At 44.3% G+C, this 16,155-nt stretch carries 12 protein-coding genes; 6 read left to right on the forward strand and 6 right to left on the reverse strand.

What is annotated here, in order from left to right; all coding sequences use genetic code 11:
• Positions 1-149: 149 nt before the first annotated feature.
• The 6 genes from purN to trxA all read left to right on the forward strand — a co-directional run bounded on the left by purN (position 150) and on the right by trxA (position 11,394).
• Positions 150-722 (forward strand): phosphoribosylglycinamide formyltransferase, encoded by a 573-nt coding sequence (gene purN, locus I2I33_RS02570; RefSeq protein ID WP_087419370.1) that lies wholly within the window; start codon positions 150-152, stop codon positions 720-722.
• A gap of 170 nt (positions 723-892) precedes the next feature.
• Entirely contained in the window at positions 893-4,117 is a 3,225-nt protein-coding gene (locus I2I33_RS02575; protein WP_195666723.1) for a S41 family peptidase, read from the forward strand.
• Between the two features lie 446 nt (positions 4,118-4,563).
• A complete protein-coding gene (locus tag I2I33_RS02580; RefSeq protein ID WP_087419371.1) occupies positions 4,564-5,967 on the forward strand; it encodes an MFS transporter in 1,404 nt (467 codons plus the stop codon).
• 12 nt (positions 5,968-5,979) lie between these two features.
• Positions 5,980-7,230, forward strand: coding sequence for an acyloxyacyl hydrolase (locus tag I2I33_RS02585; RefSeq protein WP_229128158.1), 1,251 nt, complete (start codon positions 5,980-5,982; stop codon positions 7,228-7,230).
• 96 nt (positions 7,231-7,326) lie between these two features.
• Positions 7,327-10,992, forward strand: coding sequence for a DNA polymerase III subunit alpha (dnaE, locus tag I2I33_RS02590; RefSeq protein ID WP_087419373.1), 3,666 nt, complete (start codon positions 7,327-7,329; stop codon positions 10,990-10,992).
• Between the two features lie 87 nt (positions 10,993-11,079).
• Positions 11,080-11,394 (forward strand): thioredoxin, encoded by a 315-nt coding sequence (trxA, locus tag I2I33_RS02595; protein ID WP_027200880.1) that lies wholly within the window; start codon positions 11,080-11,082, stop codon positions 11,392-11,394.
• Positions 11,395-11,489: 95 nt separating this feature from the next.
• On the opposite strand, the gene I2I33_RS02600 is transcribed toward trxA, so the two are convergent.
• From I2I33_RS02600 to I2I33_RS02625, 6 genes are all read right to left on the reverse strand, one after another.
• Positions 11,490-12,026: a chromate transporter gene (locus I2I33_RS02600; protein ID WP_027200879.1), complete on the reverse strand. Its 537-nt coding sequence runs from the start codon at positions 12,024-12,026 to the stop codon at positions 11,490-11,492.
• A 56-nt stretch (positions 12,027-12,082) separates the two neighbouring features.
• On the reverse strand, positions 12,083-12,622 hold the full coding sequence (locus tag I2I33_RS02605) for a chromate transporter (RefSeq protein ID WP_087419374.1): 540 nt from the start codon (positions 12,620-12,622) through the stop codon (positions 12,083-12,085).
• Positions 12,623-13,295: 673 nt separating this feature from the next.
• Entirely contained in the window at positions 13,296-13,691 is a 396-nt protein-coding gene (locus I2I33_RS02610) for a hypothetical protein (RefSeq protein ID WP_228767208.1), read from the reverse strand.
• A 10-nt stretch (positions 13,692-13,701) separates the two neighbouring features.
• Positions 13,702-14,760, reverse strand: coding sequence for an HNH endonuclease signature motif containing protein (locus I2I33_RS02615; RefSeq protein ID WP_195666724.1), 1,059 nt, complete (start codon positions 14,758-14,760; stop codon positions 13,702-13,704).
• A gap of 3 nt (positions 14,761-14,763) precedes the next feature.
• Positions 14,764-15,384, reverse strand: a complete 621-nt coding sequence (locus I2I33_RS02620; RefSeq protein ID WP_117969125.1) for a hypothetical protein — start codon at positions 15,382-15,384, stop codon at positions 14,764-14,766.
• A gap of 86 nt (positions 15,385-15,470) precedes the next feature.
• Positions 15,471-16,049: a hypothetical protein gene (locus tag I2I33_RS02625; protein ID WP_229128159.1), complete on the reverse strand. Its 579-nt coding sequence runs from the start codon at positions 16,047-16,049 to the stop codon at positions 15,471-15,473.
• Positions 16,050-16,155 lie beyond the last annotated feature (106 nt).

Below are 16,155 nucleotides of genomic sequence, written 5' to 3' on the forward strand. Positions count from 1 at the left end.
TTTTTTAAATTCACACTTGCGTCTACAAGAGACGCGCATAACTCTCTAAGTTCGGGGGCAAAGTTAGAGAATTTATTTTTCCTAGAAAATTTTTTGGCATGAATAAAGTTTTCTTATCTTTATGCGTTTGATTTTTAATAGATTACAGGATGAAAAAAATAGCAATATTTGCCTCTGGTTCAGGTTCTAACGCTGAAAATATCATTAATTATTTTAAAAATGACACCGAAAATGTCGTGAAAATCGTGTTTTGTAACAAACCCGATGCCTATGTTTTGGAACGGGCAAAACGTTTAAGCGTGCCGACGTTTGTTTTCGGACGGGAAGAGTTCTCTCATTCTGACCTGGTTTTGAATGAATTGAAACGATTGGATATTGATCTGATCGTGTTGGCGGGCTTTCTCTGGAAGGTGCCGGATGCTATCATCGACGCTTATCCGGACCGGGTAATTAACATTCATCCGGCCCTGTTACCATCTTACGGGGGCAAGGGTATGTACGGCATGAAAGTACACGAGGCGGTGATCGCTGCCGGGGAAAAGGAAAGTGGTATTACGATTCATCACGTGAATAATCATTACGACGAGGGGGCAATCATCTTTCAGGCTAAATGTGAAATCGTGCCGGGAGACACTCCGGAATCTTTGGCAACGAAAGTCCATGCCTTGGAATACGAGTATTTTCCTCGTGTGATCAAGGAATTATTAGAAAAGGGTTTATAAAGTTCATAAAGTCCATAAAGTTCATAAGGTGAATAGATTCTGTGGATTTGCGATTTTGCGACGTCAATGTCATTGGTTCGTTTTTATGCCTGAATCAACTTTGTGAACTTTACGGTTTTGTAAACTTTATAGACCTTATGAACTTTATAAACTTTATGAACTAATTTGTTATGAGGAGGTTTATTCTTTTACTAGGTGTGTTGTTAGCCGGTTTGTGGGTACAGGCCGGGGAGGCAAGGTTATTAAGGTTCCCGCATAGCGTGGGGGACAAGTTGGTATTCTCGTATGCCGGGGATCTTTACCTGGTTTCAGCCGGGGGAGGAACGGCCCGTCGGTTGACCTCGCACGTGGGGTACGAGATGTTTCCTCGTATTTCCCCGGATGGAAAATACATCGCTTTCACCGGGCAATATGATGGTAACACGGAAGTATTTGTCATCCCCGTGGAGGGGGGCGAACCTCGTCGCTTGACTTACACGGCCACGCTGAAACGGGATGATCTAGGGGATCGCATGGGGCCGAACAACGTGGTGATCGGTTGGACCCCGGATAGTAAACGGATTCTTTATCGTTCCCGGAGATATACTTTTAACGATTTTACCGGGCAACTGTTCACGGTCCCGGTGGAGGGAGGGATGTCCGAGGAAGTACCTTTAAAGAATGGCGGCTTTGCCTCTTATTCTCCGGATGGAAAGAAATTAGCTTACAATTATATTTTCCGGGAATTCCGGGCGTGGAAACGTTATCAAGGTGGTATGGCGGATGACATCCGGGTGTTTGATTTCAACACGAAGAAATCAGAACGGATTACCGACAACGTGCGGCAAGATGTGTTCCCTATGTGGTCCCCGGACGGGAATACTATATATTATATATCCGATCGGGGTGACATCATGAATCTTTACGCCTATGACGTGAACACGAAAGAGGATAAACAATTGACTTCTTATAAAGAATACGATATAAAATTTCCTGCGATTGGTGACAAGCTAATCGTGTACGAGCAAGGGGGATATATTTACGGGTACGATTTGCAGAGTGGCAAGGAATCCAAGATCACGATAAACATTGATAACGATCAGGTTTATTCTCGTCCGACGTTGACTGATGTAAGCGGCCAGATTTCGAGTATCGCGGTTGCTCCCGGTGGGGAGAGGGTGGTTGTGGCTGCCCGTGGGGATATTTTCTCGCTGCCCGTGAAAGAGGGTATTACCTATAACTTAACCAATTCTTCCGATGCTAACGATATGCAGGCAGGTTGGTCTCCGGACGGGAAATACATCAGTTACGTTTCCGACAAGGACGGGGAATTCAATATTTATCTCCGAGACGTGGCGACGGGAAAAGAACGGAAACTGATCAAGAATCTGAAAAGTTATATCTTCAATTATAAATGGTCCCCGGATTCCAAGAAAATTCTCTGGAGCGAGAAGGGGAACACGTTGAATATATCTGACGTGGAAAGTGGGAACCGGAAGATCGTGGAAAAATCGGGTATCCGTTCCATGACGTCCTACAACTGGTCTCCTGATAGCAAATATATCACTTACGTTCGTCCGGAAACGACGATGGATAACATCATCGTGTATCATGTTGAAAGTGGCGAGAAACACCAAGTTACCGACGGGTGGTTCGGTTCCAGTTCACCGAATTTCAGCGAGGACGGGAAATACCTGGTGTTTGTTTCTGCCCGCACATTCTCCCCGACGTATGGACGGACGGAATGGAATCACGTGTATAATGATATGAATAAGGTGTACATCCTGCCTTTGGCGAAAGATGCCCCGGTATTGTTCGCCCCTAAAAATGATGTTGTCCGGGTGGAGACAATCGTGAAAGAAAAGGATAAGAAGAAAGAGAGTGAAGACAAAGGTGTCGTGTATGATTTCACGAATTTGGAAAGTCGTCTTGTAGAATTGCCCGTGTTGGCATCGAATTACTATGGTAACGTGCATATGCTGGGAAACCGGGTATATTATAACCGGGGAGGCCGCACGCTGATTTATGACCTGAACGGGAAGAAAGAAACCGACACGGGTGGGGACGTCGAATTTTCTCCCGGTTACAAAAAGGCTATCGTTTCTTCGGGTTCCGCGTTCCAGGTGGAGGACCTTCCGGTACTTTCCGCTAACGTGACTTCTCCCGTTCCCACGAAAGGGGTGAAACGGGTGATTGACTACCATCAGGAATGGATACAGATCTATAACGAGAGCTGGCGGCAGATGCGTGATTTCTTCTATGCCAAGAATATGCACGGCGTGGACTGGGATCACGTGTACGAAAAATATAAAGTGCTGGTGCCTTACGTGAATCATCGTACGGACTTGACTTATATTATCGGGGAGATGATCGCGGAATTGAGTGTCGGACACGCTTACTCCATTAACGGGCGGGTTCCGATGCCCGAGAGAATTGATATGGGGCTGCTGGGTGCTAAATTCGTGAAAGATAAATCCGGTTATTTTAAAGTAACCGAGGTAATCGAGGGAGCCAACTGGGATGCCTCCACCCGCTCGCCTTTGACCATGCCGGGCGTGGAGGTGAAAGAGGGTGACTATATTCTGGCCATTAACGGGAAATCGTTGAAAGAGGTAGATAACCTGTTCTCCGAGTTGATCGATATGGCTGGCAAGACGGTTGAATTGACCGTGAACACGACCCCGACCGAGAAGGAGGCCCGTAACGTGTTGGTTGTTCCGTTGGCTGACGAATCGAAATTGTATTATTATAATTGGGTACAGAATAATATCCGTAAGGTAAACGAGGCCACGAACGGAGAGGTCGGGTATATTCATATCCCGGATATGGGTGTTGACGGTTTGAACGAGTTTGTGAAACATTATTATCCGCAGTTGAATAAGAAAGCCTTGATCATTGATGATCGGGGAAATGGTGGGGGAAACGTGTCCCCGATGATTACCGAACGTTTGATGCGTACGCCGACTTTCTACACGATGCACACGAACCAAACTTCCGGGTCGGTAAGTCCGGTTGGTACGTTCTTGGGGCCGAAGGTGTTGCTGGTAAACGAGTATTCCGCCTCTGACGGGGATCTTTTCCCGTATCGTTTCAAGTATAATCATTTGGGAACGATTATAGGTCGTCGCACGTGGGGCGGTGTTGTTGGATATAGCGGTTCGATCCGGGTGGTTGATGGCGGTTCCATCGTGACGCCGTCATACGCGCCGTTTGCGGCAGATGGCAGCGAGTTTATTATCGAGGGAACGGGAGTTACTCCTCACGTTGATATTGAAAACGATCCTTATTTAGAGTATAATGGTGAGGATCAACAGTTAAATAGAGCGATTCAAGTGATTCTGGAGAAGTTAAAGACCGAGAAGAAGGAGATTCCATCTATTCCCGCTTTCCCGAATAAAGCGGCAAAGAAGAAATAGTACCGATCATACGTGAGGATATAAAGAGTGTTTGGCTGTGATGCCAGGCACTCTTCTTTTTTTTAGTGTGTTTTTGTGATTTAACAAGGGGGATTAACCTTGAATAAATCCTTGTTAATACCTTGTGTGTGAATATAAAATGAATGTTTCATGATCACTTCTAGATCACTACCAGATAAACTAGTTTGAACATCCTATTAAAATTCTAATAGAACGCTATTATATATAGCGCTTTAATAGGGATTTAATAGCGTTCTAATAGCGCTTTACACGATAGTGATCCGCTAGATTTCAAGATGTGATCATAAAATATGTATGATTATCAGTTTGTTTACCATTTATATACCGACAGACAACCGATAAGGTAGTTTTTAAAATTTTCGTACGGTGGGTGAAATGGGAATTTTATATTTCGTATTTTTGCACGATAAAATTGGACTGGGAAAATGAGTACGAAAGAGGTAGAGTGGGACGGGTTGCCTGTCCCGAAACGATACTGGGCGATTCTTGCCATTGCCATGGGAATTACGGTTTCCGTGTTGGACGGCACGATTGCCAACGTGGCGTTACCGTCTATTGCGGAGGATTTGCAGGCGACACCGTCTATGTCGATCTGGATCGTGAATGCCTACCAGTTGGCGATCGTGGTTTCCTTGTTGTCCTTGTCTTCGTTGGGTGATATTTTGGGCTATCGACGGGTGTATATCGGGGGATTACTCATATTTAGCGTGACTTCATTGGCTTGTGCGCTTTCCAATTCTTTGCTGACGTTGACGGTAGCCCGTGTATTTCAAGGTTTTGGTGCGGCTGCTTTGGCAAGCGTGAATACTTCTTTGATCCGGATTATTTATCCCAAACGACATTTGGGGCGGGGAATGGGTATCAATGCGCTAGTGGTTGCCGTGTCGGCGGCAGGGGGGCCGACGATTGCGGCAGGAATTTTGTCTGTCGCCTCTTGGCAGTGGTTGTTCGCGATAAATGTTCCCATTGTTATCGTGGCTTTGATTTTATCTTTCCGTTTTTTGCCCGTGAATCCGGTAAAAAGAAGTGGGCGGAAGTTTGATTGGATTAGCGGGTTGATGAACGCTTTTACATTCGGGTTATTGATTTTCTCGATCGAGGGATTCACTCACGGGGTGAGTTTGTCCGTGTTGCTCCCGGGGATTGGGGTGGTTCTGTTGGTTGGTTACTTTTTCGTGCGTCGCCAGTTGTCGCAGGAATATCCCCTGTTGCCTGTCGATTTGTTGAAGATACCGATTTTTTCGTTGTCTGTCGGGACGTCCGTGTGTTCTTTCGTGGCACAGATGCTGGCCATGGTTTCTTTGCCCTTCTTTTTGCAGCACACGTTGGGACTGGATGAGGTGGCGACGGGATTGTTGCTGACCCCTTGGCCGTTGGCGACGATGATTGCGGCTCCTTTGGCCGGGAGGTTGATCGAACGGGTTCATGCCGGGTTGTTGGGGGGCGTGGGATTGTCGATATTTTCCGCGGGATTATTTTTATTAGCTGTCTTCGCGGATCAGGTTTCCAACGCTGGGATTGCTTTGTTTATGGCTATGTGTGGATTCGGGTTTGGGTTATTCCAGACTCCGAATAATAGTATATTAATTTCTTCCGCGCCACAGAACAGGAGTGGCGGGGCTAGCGGTATGCTGGGTATGGCCCGTTTGACCGGACAGACCACGGGAGCCTCGTTGGTGGCATTAATGTTTGTTGTTTTTCCGGTGGACGGGACGTATGCTTCCCTCTATTTTGCAGGAGGGTTTGCCACGCTTGCCGCTATCGTGAGTTTCACCCGGGTTTCCTTGCCGGAACCGGAATTATTGAGGGGAAAGGCAAAGAGTGGTTAACCGGATTATTTTATGAATGGAGTTTGTATGGATGGTATAAAAAGGATTTTGAGAGTTTTCGTTTTGCTGGGGATTATATTCGTCGGGAGTGTGTTGTGCGTGGCTGGGCAGGGGAATGATAGTTTGGTGGACGTGTCTCTGCGAAAGTTCGTGCATGGTTTGCGTGTGGAGGGACGGCCGGAGTATATTTTCCCGACAAGTTCTTTTTTGAAAGGGGCGAATGCCGAGGGGAGGATTATCCGGGGAGCTTTTTCCACGCATGTGAAATATTTGTTCCGTTATCGCCCGGGGAGTGTTGATGAGCAAATTTACGGCGATGTTTATCAAGGGGTTGGGCTCGGGTTTTATGATTTTGGGGAATCCCGGCAGTTGGGAAACCCGGTTGCATTTTATTTGTTCCAAGGGGCTCGTATCTCTAGTTTGGCTCCCTGGTTGTCTTTACATTACGAGTGGAATTTTGGGTTGTCCGCGGGGTGGAAACCTTATGATTCGTATTATAATTCGTACAATACGATGATCGGTTCGAAGGTGAACGCTTATATTAATGCTAATTTTTATTTGCGCTGGAGGTTGTCCCCGAGGGTTAGCCTGCTTTCGGGATTGACGGTATCACATTTTTCCAACGGGAACACGAAGATTCCTAATGCCGGGTTGAACACGATCGGGGGAAATATCGGGTTAGAGTGTAATTTTTACCGGAAGGATGATTTGAAGGCGTTGGAGAGGAAAGTAGCTTTGACCACACAACCTTTTCGGCGACATTTCACGTATGATTTTGTTTTCTTCGGCTCGTGGCACGATCGGCTGGTGAAGACTTCCGACGGGTTTTCCCCTTCTCCTGAGGCTTACCCCGTGTTCGGGTTTAATTTTACCCCGATGTATAATTTGAATTATAAACTCCGGTTAGGCGTGTCTCTAGATGGGACATTTGACGGAGGAGCCAATTTATACACGGATGGGAACGTGTACGGGAGTGTGGATAAGTCGGACATTGTCCGCCCTCCTCTGGGTGATCAGTTTGCATTGGGACTTTCCGGGCGGGCGGAGTACGTGATGCCCTTTTTTGTCGTCGGAGTCGGGATCGGGGCGAACGTGATCGGGAAGAATGATCTGAATATGTTCTACCAATTGTTGACGTTGAAAATAGCTTTGTCCCGTGCCGTGTTTTTGCACGTGGGGTATCGTCTACAAAATTTCAACGAACCTAATTTCTTGATGCTGGGGATTGGTTTCCGGTTTAACGGGAAATATACCGCTTTTTAGAATTGTTTGTATTATACGGGGTGGTAGTGTCGGGATTTTTGGCTAAATTTGTGATATGCCTTTTAGGGGTGTGTTAATATTTAATTAAGTGTATATATGGCATTTACGCATTTTCATGTACATTCTCAGTATTCTATTCTCGACGGGGCGGCGAGTGTGCCCGGTTTGGTGGAGAAGGCGATTGCCGACGGGATGAAGGCAATTTCGTTGACGGATCACGGGAATATGTTCGGGATAAAATTATTCTACGATACTTGTCGCAAAAAGGGGATAAAACCTATTTTGGGGGTGGAGGCCTACGTGGCCCGGGTGTCTTTGTATAACAAGGAGAAACCGGTGGACCGTTCGGGAGAGCATTTGATTATCCTGGCCAAGAATCTGAAAGGGTATTTGAATTTGATCAAGCTTTGTTCGGCGGCGTTTGTGGACGGGTATTATTATCGTCCGCGTATTGATAAGGCTTTGCTGGAGAAGCATCACGAGGGGTTGATTATTTCGTCGGCTTGTTTGGGAGGTGAGATTTGCCAGAAGATTATGGCCGGGGATATCGAGGGGGCGGAGGCGGCTGCCTTGTGGTACAAGAATTTAGTGGGGGAGGATTATTACCTGGAGGTGATGAGGCATCCGGCAGAATCGGCTAAAGAAAGAGCGGAGGTTTACGATAACCAAGTGAGATGTAATGCGGAGATTCTGCGTATGGGTGAGAAGTTAGGAATCAAGGTGATTGCCACGAACGACGTGCATTTCTTGAACGCGGAGGATGCGGAGGCGCATGACCTGTTGATCTGTCTGAATACTCGTAAGGATTTGGATGATCCTAACCGGATGCGGTACACGCGGCAGGAGTGGTTCAAGACAACGGCCGAGATGGAAGAGTTGTTCAAGGATATTCCGCAGGTAATCGAGAATACGCAGGAGATTGTTGATAAAGTTGAAGATTATAAACTGGATTCTGATCCGTTGATGCCGGTTTTCCCGATCCCGCCGGAGATCGGTACGGAGGATGAGTACCGGAAGAAATACACGGAAGAGGATTTGTTCAACGAGTTTACCCGTAACGAGAAAGGTGAGGTCGTTATGAGCGAGGAGGATGCCCAAAAGAAAGTGAAGAAGTTGGGGGGATATGATCGACTTTACCGTATCAAGTTGGAGGCGGATTATTTGAAGGAGTTGGCGATGAAGGGAGCCGTGCGGCGATATGGTGAGAATATTCCACCGGATATTATGGAGCGTTTGATTTTCGAGTTGCATATCATGAAGACGATGGGTTTCCCGGGGTACTTCTTGATCGTGCAGGATTTTATCCAAGCGGCTCGTGATATGGGGGTGATCGTGGGACCGGGGCGTGGTTCTGCCGCGGGAAGTGCCGTGGCGTATAGTCTGGGTATCACGAATATTGACCCGGTGAAGTATGATTTGCTGTTCGAGCGTTTTTTGAATCCCGATCGTATCTCACTGCCGGATATTGACGTTGACTTTGATGATGACGGGCGTCAGCGGGTGTTGGAGTGGGTTACACAGAAATACGGGGCGGATAAGGTGTCGCACATCGTGACTTTCGGTAGTATGGCTGCCAAGATGGCGATTAAGGATGTGGCACGGGTGCTGAAGTTGGATTTGTCGGAGGCAAACCGGTTGGCAAAGATGGTGCCGGAAACCCCGAAAATCACGTTGAAGAAGGCTTACAAGGAGAATCCTGATTTGGAAAAAGAACGGGAGTCCTCGAACCCGCTGGTAGCAAAAACGCTCCATTTGGCGGAAATTTTGGAAGGTTCCGTGCGGCAGACGGGGGTACACGCTTGTGGTATTTTGATCAGTCGTGACCCGTTGACGGAACATATCCCAATTATGCCAACGGAAGGGGAAAGTTTGATGACGACTCAATATGACGGTCACTTCGTGGAGCCGATCGGATTGATCAAGATGGACTTTCTGGGGTTGAGGACGCTTTCGATTATAAAAACCTGTTTGGATAATATAAAGAAATCCCGCCACGAGACGCTGGATGTGGATGCGATTTCGTTGGAGGATAAAGAGACATTCGAATTGTTTTCAAGAGGGGAGACTACCGGTCTGTTCCAGTTTGAGTCGCCGGGAATGAAAAAGCATTTGAGGGCGTTGAAACCGAACCGTTTTGAGGATTTGGTGGCCATGAATGCCTTGTATCGTCCCGGGCCTATGGAGTATATCCCGGATTTTATCAAGCGTAAGCACGGGGAGGCTCCTATCGAGTACGATCACCCGATGATGGAGCCTTACTTGAAGGACACGTATGGTATTACCGTTTACCAAGAGCAGGTGATGTTGCAGTCCCGCGCATTGGGTAATTTTACCCGGGGTATGTCTGATACTCTTCGTAAGGCGATGGGTAAGAAACAGATAGACACGATGAACCAGTTGAAGACGCAGTTCATCGAGGGGTGTAATAAAAATGAGGAGTTCGTGAAAGGATGCAAGGAGATGGGGAAGGAGGTCAACCCGTTGGTTGATAAGATTTGGGGTGACTGGGAAGCGTTTGCATCGTATGCGTTCAATAAATCACATTCGGTTTGCTACGCTTATATTGCTTACCAGACGGGATTTTTGAAAGCTCATTATCCTGCCGAGTTTATGGCGGCCAACTTGAGTTGTAACTTATCACAGATTGAGAAGGTTACGGTTTTTATGGACGAGTGTAAGCGAATGGGCTTGAGCGTGCTGGCTCCGGATGTGAATGAGTCGGATGATGATTTCACGGTGAACCACAAGGGAGATATTCGTTTCGGGATGGCTGGAATCAAGGGGGTTGGCGAGGCTGCCGTACATTCGATTATTCGGGAACGGAATACTAACGGGGTTTACAAGGATCTTTTCGATTTCTTCGAGCGTTTGGATTACAAGACGGTGAACAAGAAGACGTTGGAAAATCTGATTACTGCGGGAGGGTTGGATAGTTTCGGTTTGGATCGGTCGCAGTATTTCTATATGCCTGACGGCCACACGACATTTCTAGAAAATCTGGTGAATTACGGGCAGAAAAAGCAACAGGATAGTTTAATGATGCAGGCGACGCTGTTCGGGGGAATGGATGAATATGACGTGAAAAAGCCTACTGTTCCTTTGTGTGAACCTTGGACGGACGTGGAGAAGGCACGTAAAGAGAAGGAATTGATCGGTATATACCTAACTTCTCACCCTTTGGATTCGTATAAACTAGAGATCAAGGCGATTTGTACTCCTTTGGAGAGTCTGAGCGGTGATTTGAGTTCTTACAAAGACCGGGACGTGACGATTGCGGGAATTATTGTTGCCATGCGAGAGGGGAAGACGAAGAAAGGGAATGATTTTGGTATTTTGACGATCGAGGATTTCACGGGTTCTTACGAATTACCTTTCTTCGGGGAGGACTATATCAAGTTCCGGAATTATTTTATTCTGGAGACGTCGATCTACATCAAGGGTAGAGTGCAGGAAAAGAAGTGGGGAGGGGCCGGAGAGCTGACTTTTAACGTACAGAGCATGGATTTGCTAAGCGTTATCAGTGAGAACCTGATTCGCTCGATCACGTTGCAGGTAGACGTGGAAAAGCTGACACACGAGCTTGTGTTAGAGATACATAACCAGTTCGTGAACGAGAAGGGTGATCTCCCGTTGAATTTTATTTTGTATGACGGGACGGGACACCGGGTAAAGATGTTTTCAAGAACCTGTAAGATAGGGCGTTCGAGAGAATTATATGAATATTTTGAAAATAATGATGCTATTAAAATGAAAATTAATTAATTTCGCCATGTCAAAGCGTTGGATCATGGCGGAACTTAATCCAACGCTTTTAGCATGAATATTATTATAAACTTTAAAGATAGAAGTATGGCTATTGCAGTTAATGATTCAAATTTCGAGGAAGTTGTGCTAAAAGCAGAAGTTCCTGTTCTTGTAGATTTCTGGGCAGAATGGTGTGGACCATGTAAAATGATGTTACCCATCGTGGAAGAGATCTCTAAAGAGTTCGAAGGTAAGTTAGTGGTTGCTAAAGTGAACGTGGATGAAGGTTCTGCTGCCGCTAAGTATGGTATTCGTAACATCCCGACAATTCTTTTCTTTAAGAATGGCGAGGTTGCTGACAAACAAGTAGGTGCAGTACCTAAGACGACTTTGGTTTCTAAAATCAATGCACTGCTTTAAAATATAAAACCGCCGATCGGCGGTTTTTTTGTTTGTATTCCCTGTAACTTGTAGAGCCGTAATCTCAACTTGTAACGGTTGCCGTAAGCGACGACCTAATAGAGAAGATATCCGGCCACTCCTGCTGCTATGATCATCAGAATCGGGTCCATTTTGAATTTGAAGGTGGCAATGAAGGCTATGGCGAAGATAATATAGCTTTTGTAGTCCACAAAGTTTTGTTTGTTCATCAATAACAACGCTGCTGCCCCGATAAGTCCTAAAACAGTGATTTTTAAACCTTGCATGGCCATTTCCACGTATTTGTTGTCCCGGAACATGAAAAAGAACTTGGAGATCGTGATCATGATGATCAGGGAGGGAAGACTGACGGCTATCGTGCAGATGGCTGATCCCCAGATGCTGCCTGTTGCCGTGTAGCCGATGTAAGTGGCGGTGTTGAAGGCAATAGGGCCGGGCGTGCTTTGTGAAATAGCCACAATGTCCGTGAAATCGGCCACGCTGATCCAGTTGTGGGTTTCCACGACATCATGTTGTATTAACGAGAGCATGGCGTAACCGCCCCCAAAACCGAATAGGCCGATTTTGAAGAAGGTGATAAAGAGGCTGATATAGAGATCGAGTTCTGACATGTTAATTGAAAATTGAGAATTGGAAATTGAAAAACGGACTTTGTTTCATGACATTTTTAGAGTTTGTGGGTGATTTTACCGTAAAGGAGGCCACCTAGGATGGCGGCGATGATGATATATATCGGCGAGAGGTTGAGTAACCAGACGAGTAGGGCGGCAATGACCGGGAAAATGATGGTTTTACGGGTGACTCCTGCCGACTTACCCATTTTGTATAAAGGAGCAGCGATGAGGGCCACGACTGCCGGGCGGATGCCTTTGAATACTCGTTCTACTCCGGGGTTGTTTTTGAAATCTGTGAAAATGATGGCGATTAACAGGATTACGATGAAAGAGGGGAGGATGGTTCCGAGGCTGGAAAAAATGACCCCTTTAATTCCTCGTGCCTTGTAACCCACGAAAATGGCCGTGTTCAGTGCAATCGGTCCGGGGGCGGATTGGGCTATTGCCATCATCTCCACGAATTCGCTCTCTTTTAGCCAACCTTTTTTATCCACGACTTCTTGCTGGATGAGTGGTATCATCGCGTAACCACCTCCTAGCGTGAAAGAACCGATCTTGAAAAACGAGATAAATATTTGCCAGTATGAAGCCATAATTTTGCGTTATATATCAGTGGCAAAGTTACTACAAAAAAGTGAAATGCGGAAAGATATAGTGATAGAATTGAGTTACAAGGGTTTTAGTTGAAGTGGCTATAATTCGTGAAGCCAGTACAATCACAGCAAAAGCCAAATCCTGACGCCACAACGTTACTTGTTCGTAACCATGCCCGATAATGCGACAAACGGGTATGGATGGCGAAACAAGACACTAAGGAATAGTGAGTTACCTACAACTCACGCAAAAAATTTGGTTACAGAAAAAGATTGCGCCGTTCCTCCCCGTTTTGCGTACCGACATCGGACTCTTCACCAACTAATTTTGAAACCAAAAAATTAAGGACGATGAAGAGTACATTTTCAGTCATCTACTACCTCAAAAGAGCTTGACACCAAATTATGTGCTGACGTTGAGTAATTTACATTAATGTTACGCTCTGTCGGGTTACGATTTGCCAACTTGCAGATTTCATCGGATTTCTCAGTTTTGCTTTTTTCAAATAACGCTTTAACTGTGCAAAAATACAAAATGTAATCAAAAAATTCTTTCAGTCAGCTAAACTTTGACTGTATTTAACTGTTTCGAATTCCCTATTATTTGTTTCTCACTATTTGCTGGATGGATTTTGTTATCCAATAATTAACTGTTTTTTTATAATTGGATATATCATTCAATTGGCACGATGATTCTTTTATCAGATTCTTGAGACCATTGCACTTGGTATGTTTTTCCATTAATTTGGTCAAGCATGATGAAATTATAATTATTGGTTGTTGGATATAAAATAAAGCGTCCATTGACTTCTTCGTCTTTCCATACAACTGAATATAAAGATAGTGCTGTTTCAAAACGTTTGTCATCTTCAAACGACCATTGCACTTGCCAAATACGACCATTCCTTGTATCAAGTTTCAGAAATGTCCACATATTAGTTGTCGGATATAGTTTATATCTTGCAACTTCATCAACACTTCTAACAACTGTTGCAGAGTCTGTAACAGTTTGTGCGTATAATGTGTAAAACATCATCAAGAAAGCACTTATGATAAATAGTCTTTTCATATCATGTCTATTAACAATAATCATCTATTCCGTCTTCACCTTCCCATTTAAGTCCCTGAGCCAAAGTAAGAGCCTTTTGCGCACCTTGTTCCTCAAAGAACGTTGTTCCTTCATGCACGTATTTCCCGTCCTCAAATGTTATAGTAATCATTGAGAACTTCTTTATTCCATCATCTGCATGTGTGATTATCACAAGGCGATTATCATTACATGATGCAAAATCATCTATAAAATGTGTGGCATATTGATTTTTAGTTATGACAGCACCTTTTTTCAAATTGTTCAGATAAGTGGTCAGTGGCCTATCTCCAACTTCAGAAGGACAGAGTGGGAATTCTGTTGGTGTACGCCAATATCTTTGCATGGCATTAGGTGTTAATGATTCGGTCAGGCTATCTGCTGTGTGCGAATCAATACTAATCATATTGCCAATTTGTTCCGAAGTTACATTTATATTATGTTGTTCTCTCTCAAAAGGAGATTTCTTCTCTTCCCTTCCATAAGGAGTATAAATCCATTCTCCAATAGCTCCGCCTAAAGATTTCTCATTATTTTTTGTTTCTGCCCAGGCGCACAATCTTTCGTAAGAGGCTTTTGCTTCTTCCGGTGTTACGGTTCTCATCCATTCATAATTTGGATTGTCATCGACAAACTCCTGTATTATTGAAGGGTCATTCACAAAAGCCTCAATGCTCCCACAAAGATATTCTATTTTCTTTCTTGTTATCGGATTGTTCAACGCATTTTCTAACTTTGTCAGCCATCTGAGGTTTTGAGGTCTGTTGTTCCTGCGGTTGGTATCAATGTGATCAACGATGTGCTGAGGTGTGGGAGGTTCGCCAAGAAAAGCGAAAGCCACAATGCGATGTACCCGTTCTGTCCCAATTTCCATATATCCAGTATTCTCATTTGGCTTTCCGAAAGTCCACGTATTATCATCTTTCCTTATACGCTTTCCTTCTCGTACATGGCGTAATACAGCTCCGTTATCACGAACGGAATAATGTTCTCCTTTATAAGAACATTCTTTTATTTCCGTATAATCATTCAGAATAGAATGTATATTCATTGTTTATTTCCTCCCAAATCTTGTATAAGTTTCAAATGCAAAAGCTAAAAATTTGTACCATTCATCGGCTGTTTTATAATCCAATTTTACATTTACACATACTGACCTATAAACAACATTAGTGCATACTTCTACCATACAGCCATCATCGCTAAAGGCAGGAGCTATCGGAAGTGCAGCGCAATTACCTATACGCTCTTTTAGGGTTTCACCTATAGTGAAAGTAATAAAATAGTCAGACAATCCAAAATCAGGTGTAGGGCAATCCTCATATCCAGGTTCATCTAATTTACTGAAAACTATAGCTGAAGACTTTCCTAATTTGCGCAGTATATCTGGTACGACATTTAAGAACTGCGATACAGCTTTTTGCTTCATTACCTCTTCTTCAGATTCTTTGCTGTCGTTTATCAGTTCCACATCCTCGGCAAGTTCCTTAAAGAAATTGCGGTTCAGTACTTTTGAAATTTGCTTCAACTGAGCAATATCCATTTTGCTGCGTTTAAAAATGTCATAAACATTATTTCTTTGGCAGCAAATCATCTTAGCAAATTCAGTAATCGGAATTTGTTGTTTGCGAACTTCATTTTCTATGAGTTCTCCTATAGTTCTTTTGTTTGTCATATTAACAGTTTTGATTTTACAATGCAAAGTTATATGACATCCGACAAAACATCGTAAAACGTGTGTATCATCTTATTGTACAACTTTTATTCTTCCAATACTTCGTCATCATCGAAATTTTCGCCCTCAATCTGAACATCTTCGCCAAGCATCTGCTTATAAACAATTTGCACGGTCTTATATTCATCATCATCCATGTCGTATGATGCTACAATCTTGTTCATGTCCTTGTCAAACAGATACTTCATTTCCCCGAAAACGATTTGCCCAGCATTGTTGTTGGCACGAAAACGATGTCGAGCTTTAAAACCTATAAACAACTGTTCTTTATCCAGCATGGTTTTCAGTTCGTCTGCAAGTTTCTTTGCTTTTTTCTCCGCATTTTTTTTATTCTGTGCGTTCTCGTCATATTCATCTTTTGCTTCTTGATATTCATTCTTGCTATAAGCAGATTGGTATGGTCCGCTCCAAATAGACATTGAAGATTTTGCACTCTTCATCTTTCTGTCATATTCATCAATAGACATCCCTATTTTGCATAATTGTATTGTTTTTTCATAAAATACAGGATCATCAAAAGGAGTAAATGCGCTATCAACCTGAGTTTCCGCCGGGTCGTACGTTTCAGGATGATACAATGTTTTCTTTATATCCTCTTCTATCAATGTGTTCGCCTTATCTTCCAGCGATTTGCTGGAAAATATAAAGTCACTTGACCCACTATTATACTCTAAATTGACCCATCAAAAAAATATTAGAATTAAGTAGAGA

The sequence above is a fragment of the Butyricimonas sp. BSD2780061689_150309_C8 genome (assembly GCF_015560935.1).
GTDB lineage: Bacteria > Bacteroidota > Bacteroidia > Bacteroidales > Marinifilaceae > Butyricimonas > Butyricimonas paravirosa.

Coding starts and splice junctions, on each gene's coding strand:
- purN (WP_087419370.1), top strand. CDS start 150: ATGAAAAAAATAGCAATATTTGCCTCTGGTTCAGGTTCTAACGCTGAA.
- I2I33_RS02575 (WP_195666723.1), top strand. CDS start 893: ATGAGGAGGTTTATTCTTTTACTAGGTGTGTTGTTAGCCGGTTTGTGG.
- I2I33_RS02580 (WP_087419371.1), top strand. CDS start 4,564: ATGAGTACGAAAGAGGTAGAGTGGGACGGGTTGCCTGTCCCGAAACGA.
- I2I33_RS02585 (WP_229128158.1), top strand. CDS start 5,980: ATGAATGGAGTTTGTATGGATGGTATAAAAAGGATTTTGAGAGTTTTC.
- dnaE (WP_087419373.1), top strand. CDS start 7,327: ATGGCATTTACGCATTTTCATGTACATTCTCAGTATTCTATTCTCGAC.
- trxA (WP_027200880.1), top strand. CDS start 11,080: ATGGCTATTGCAGTTAATGATTCAAATTTCGAGGAAGTTGTGCTAAAA.
- I2I33_RS02600 (WP_027200879.1), bottom strand. CDS start 12,026: ATGTCAGAACTCGATCTCTATATCAGCCTCTTTATCACCTTCTTCAAA.
- I2I33_RS02605 (WP_087419374.1), bottom strand. CDS start 12,622: ATGGCTTCATACTGGCAAATATTTATCTCGTTTTTCAAGATCGGTTCT.
- I2I33_RS02610 (WP_228767208.1), bottom strand. CDS start 13,691: ATGAAAAGACTATTTATCATAAGTGCTTTCTTGATGATGTTTTACACA.
- I2I33_RS02615 (WP_195666724.1), bottom strand. CDS start 14,760: ATGAATATACATTCTATTCTGAATGATTATACGGAAATAAAAGAATGT.
- I2I33_RS02620 (WP_117969125.1), bottom strand. CDS start 15,384: ATGACAAACAAAAGAACTATAGGAGAACTCATAGAAAATGAAGTTCGC.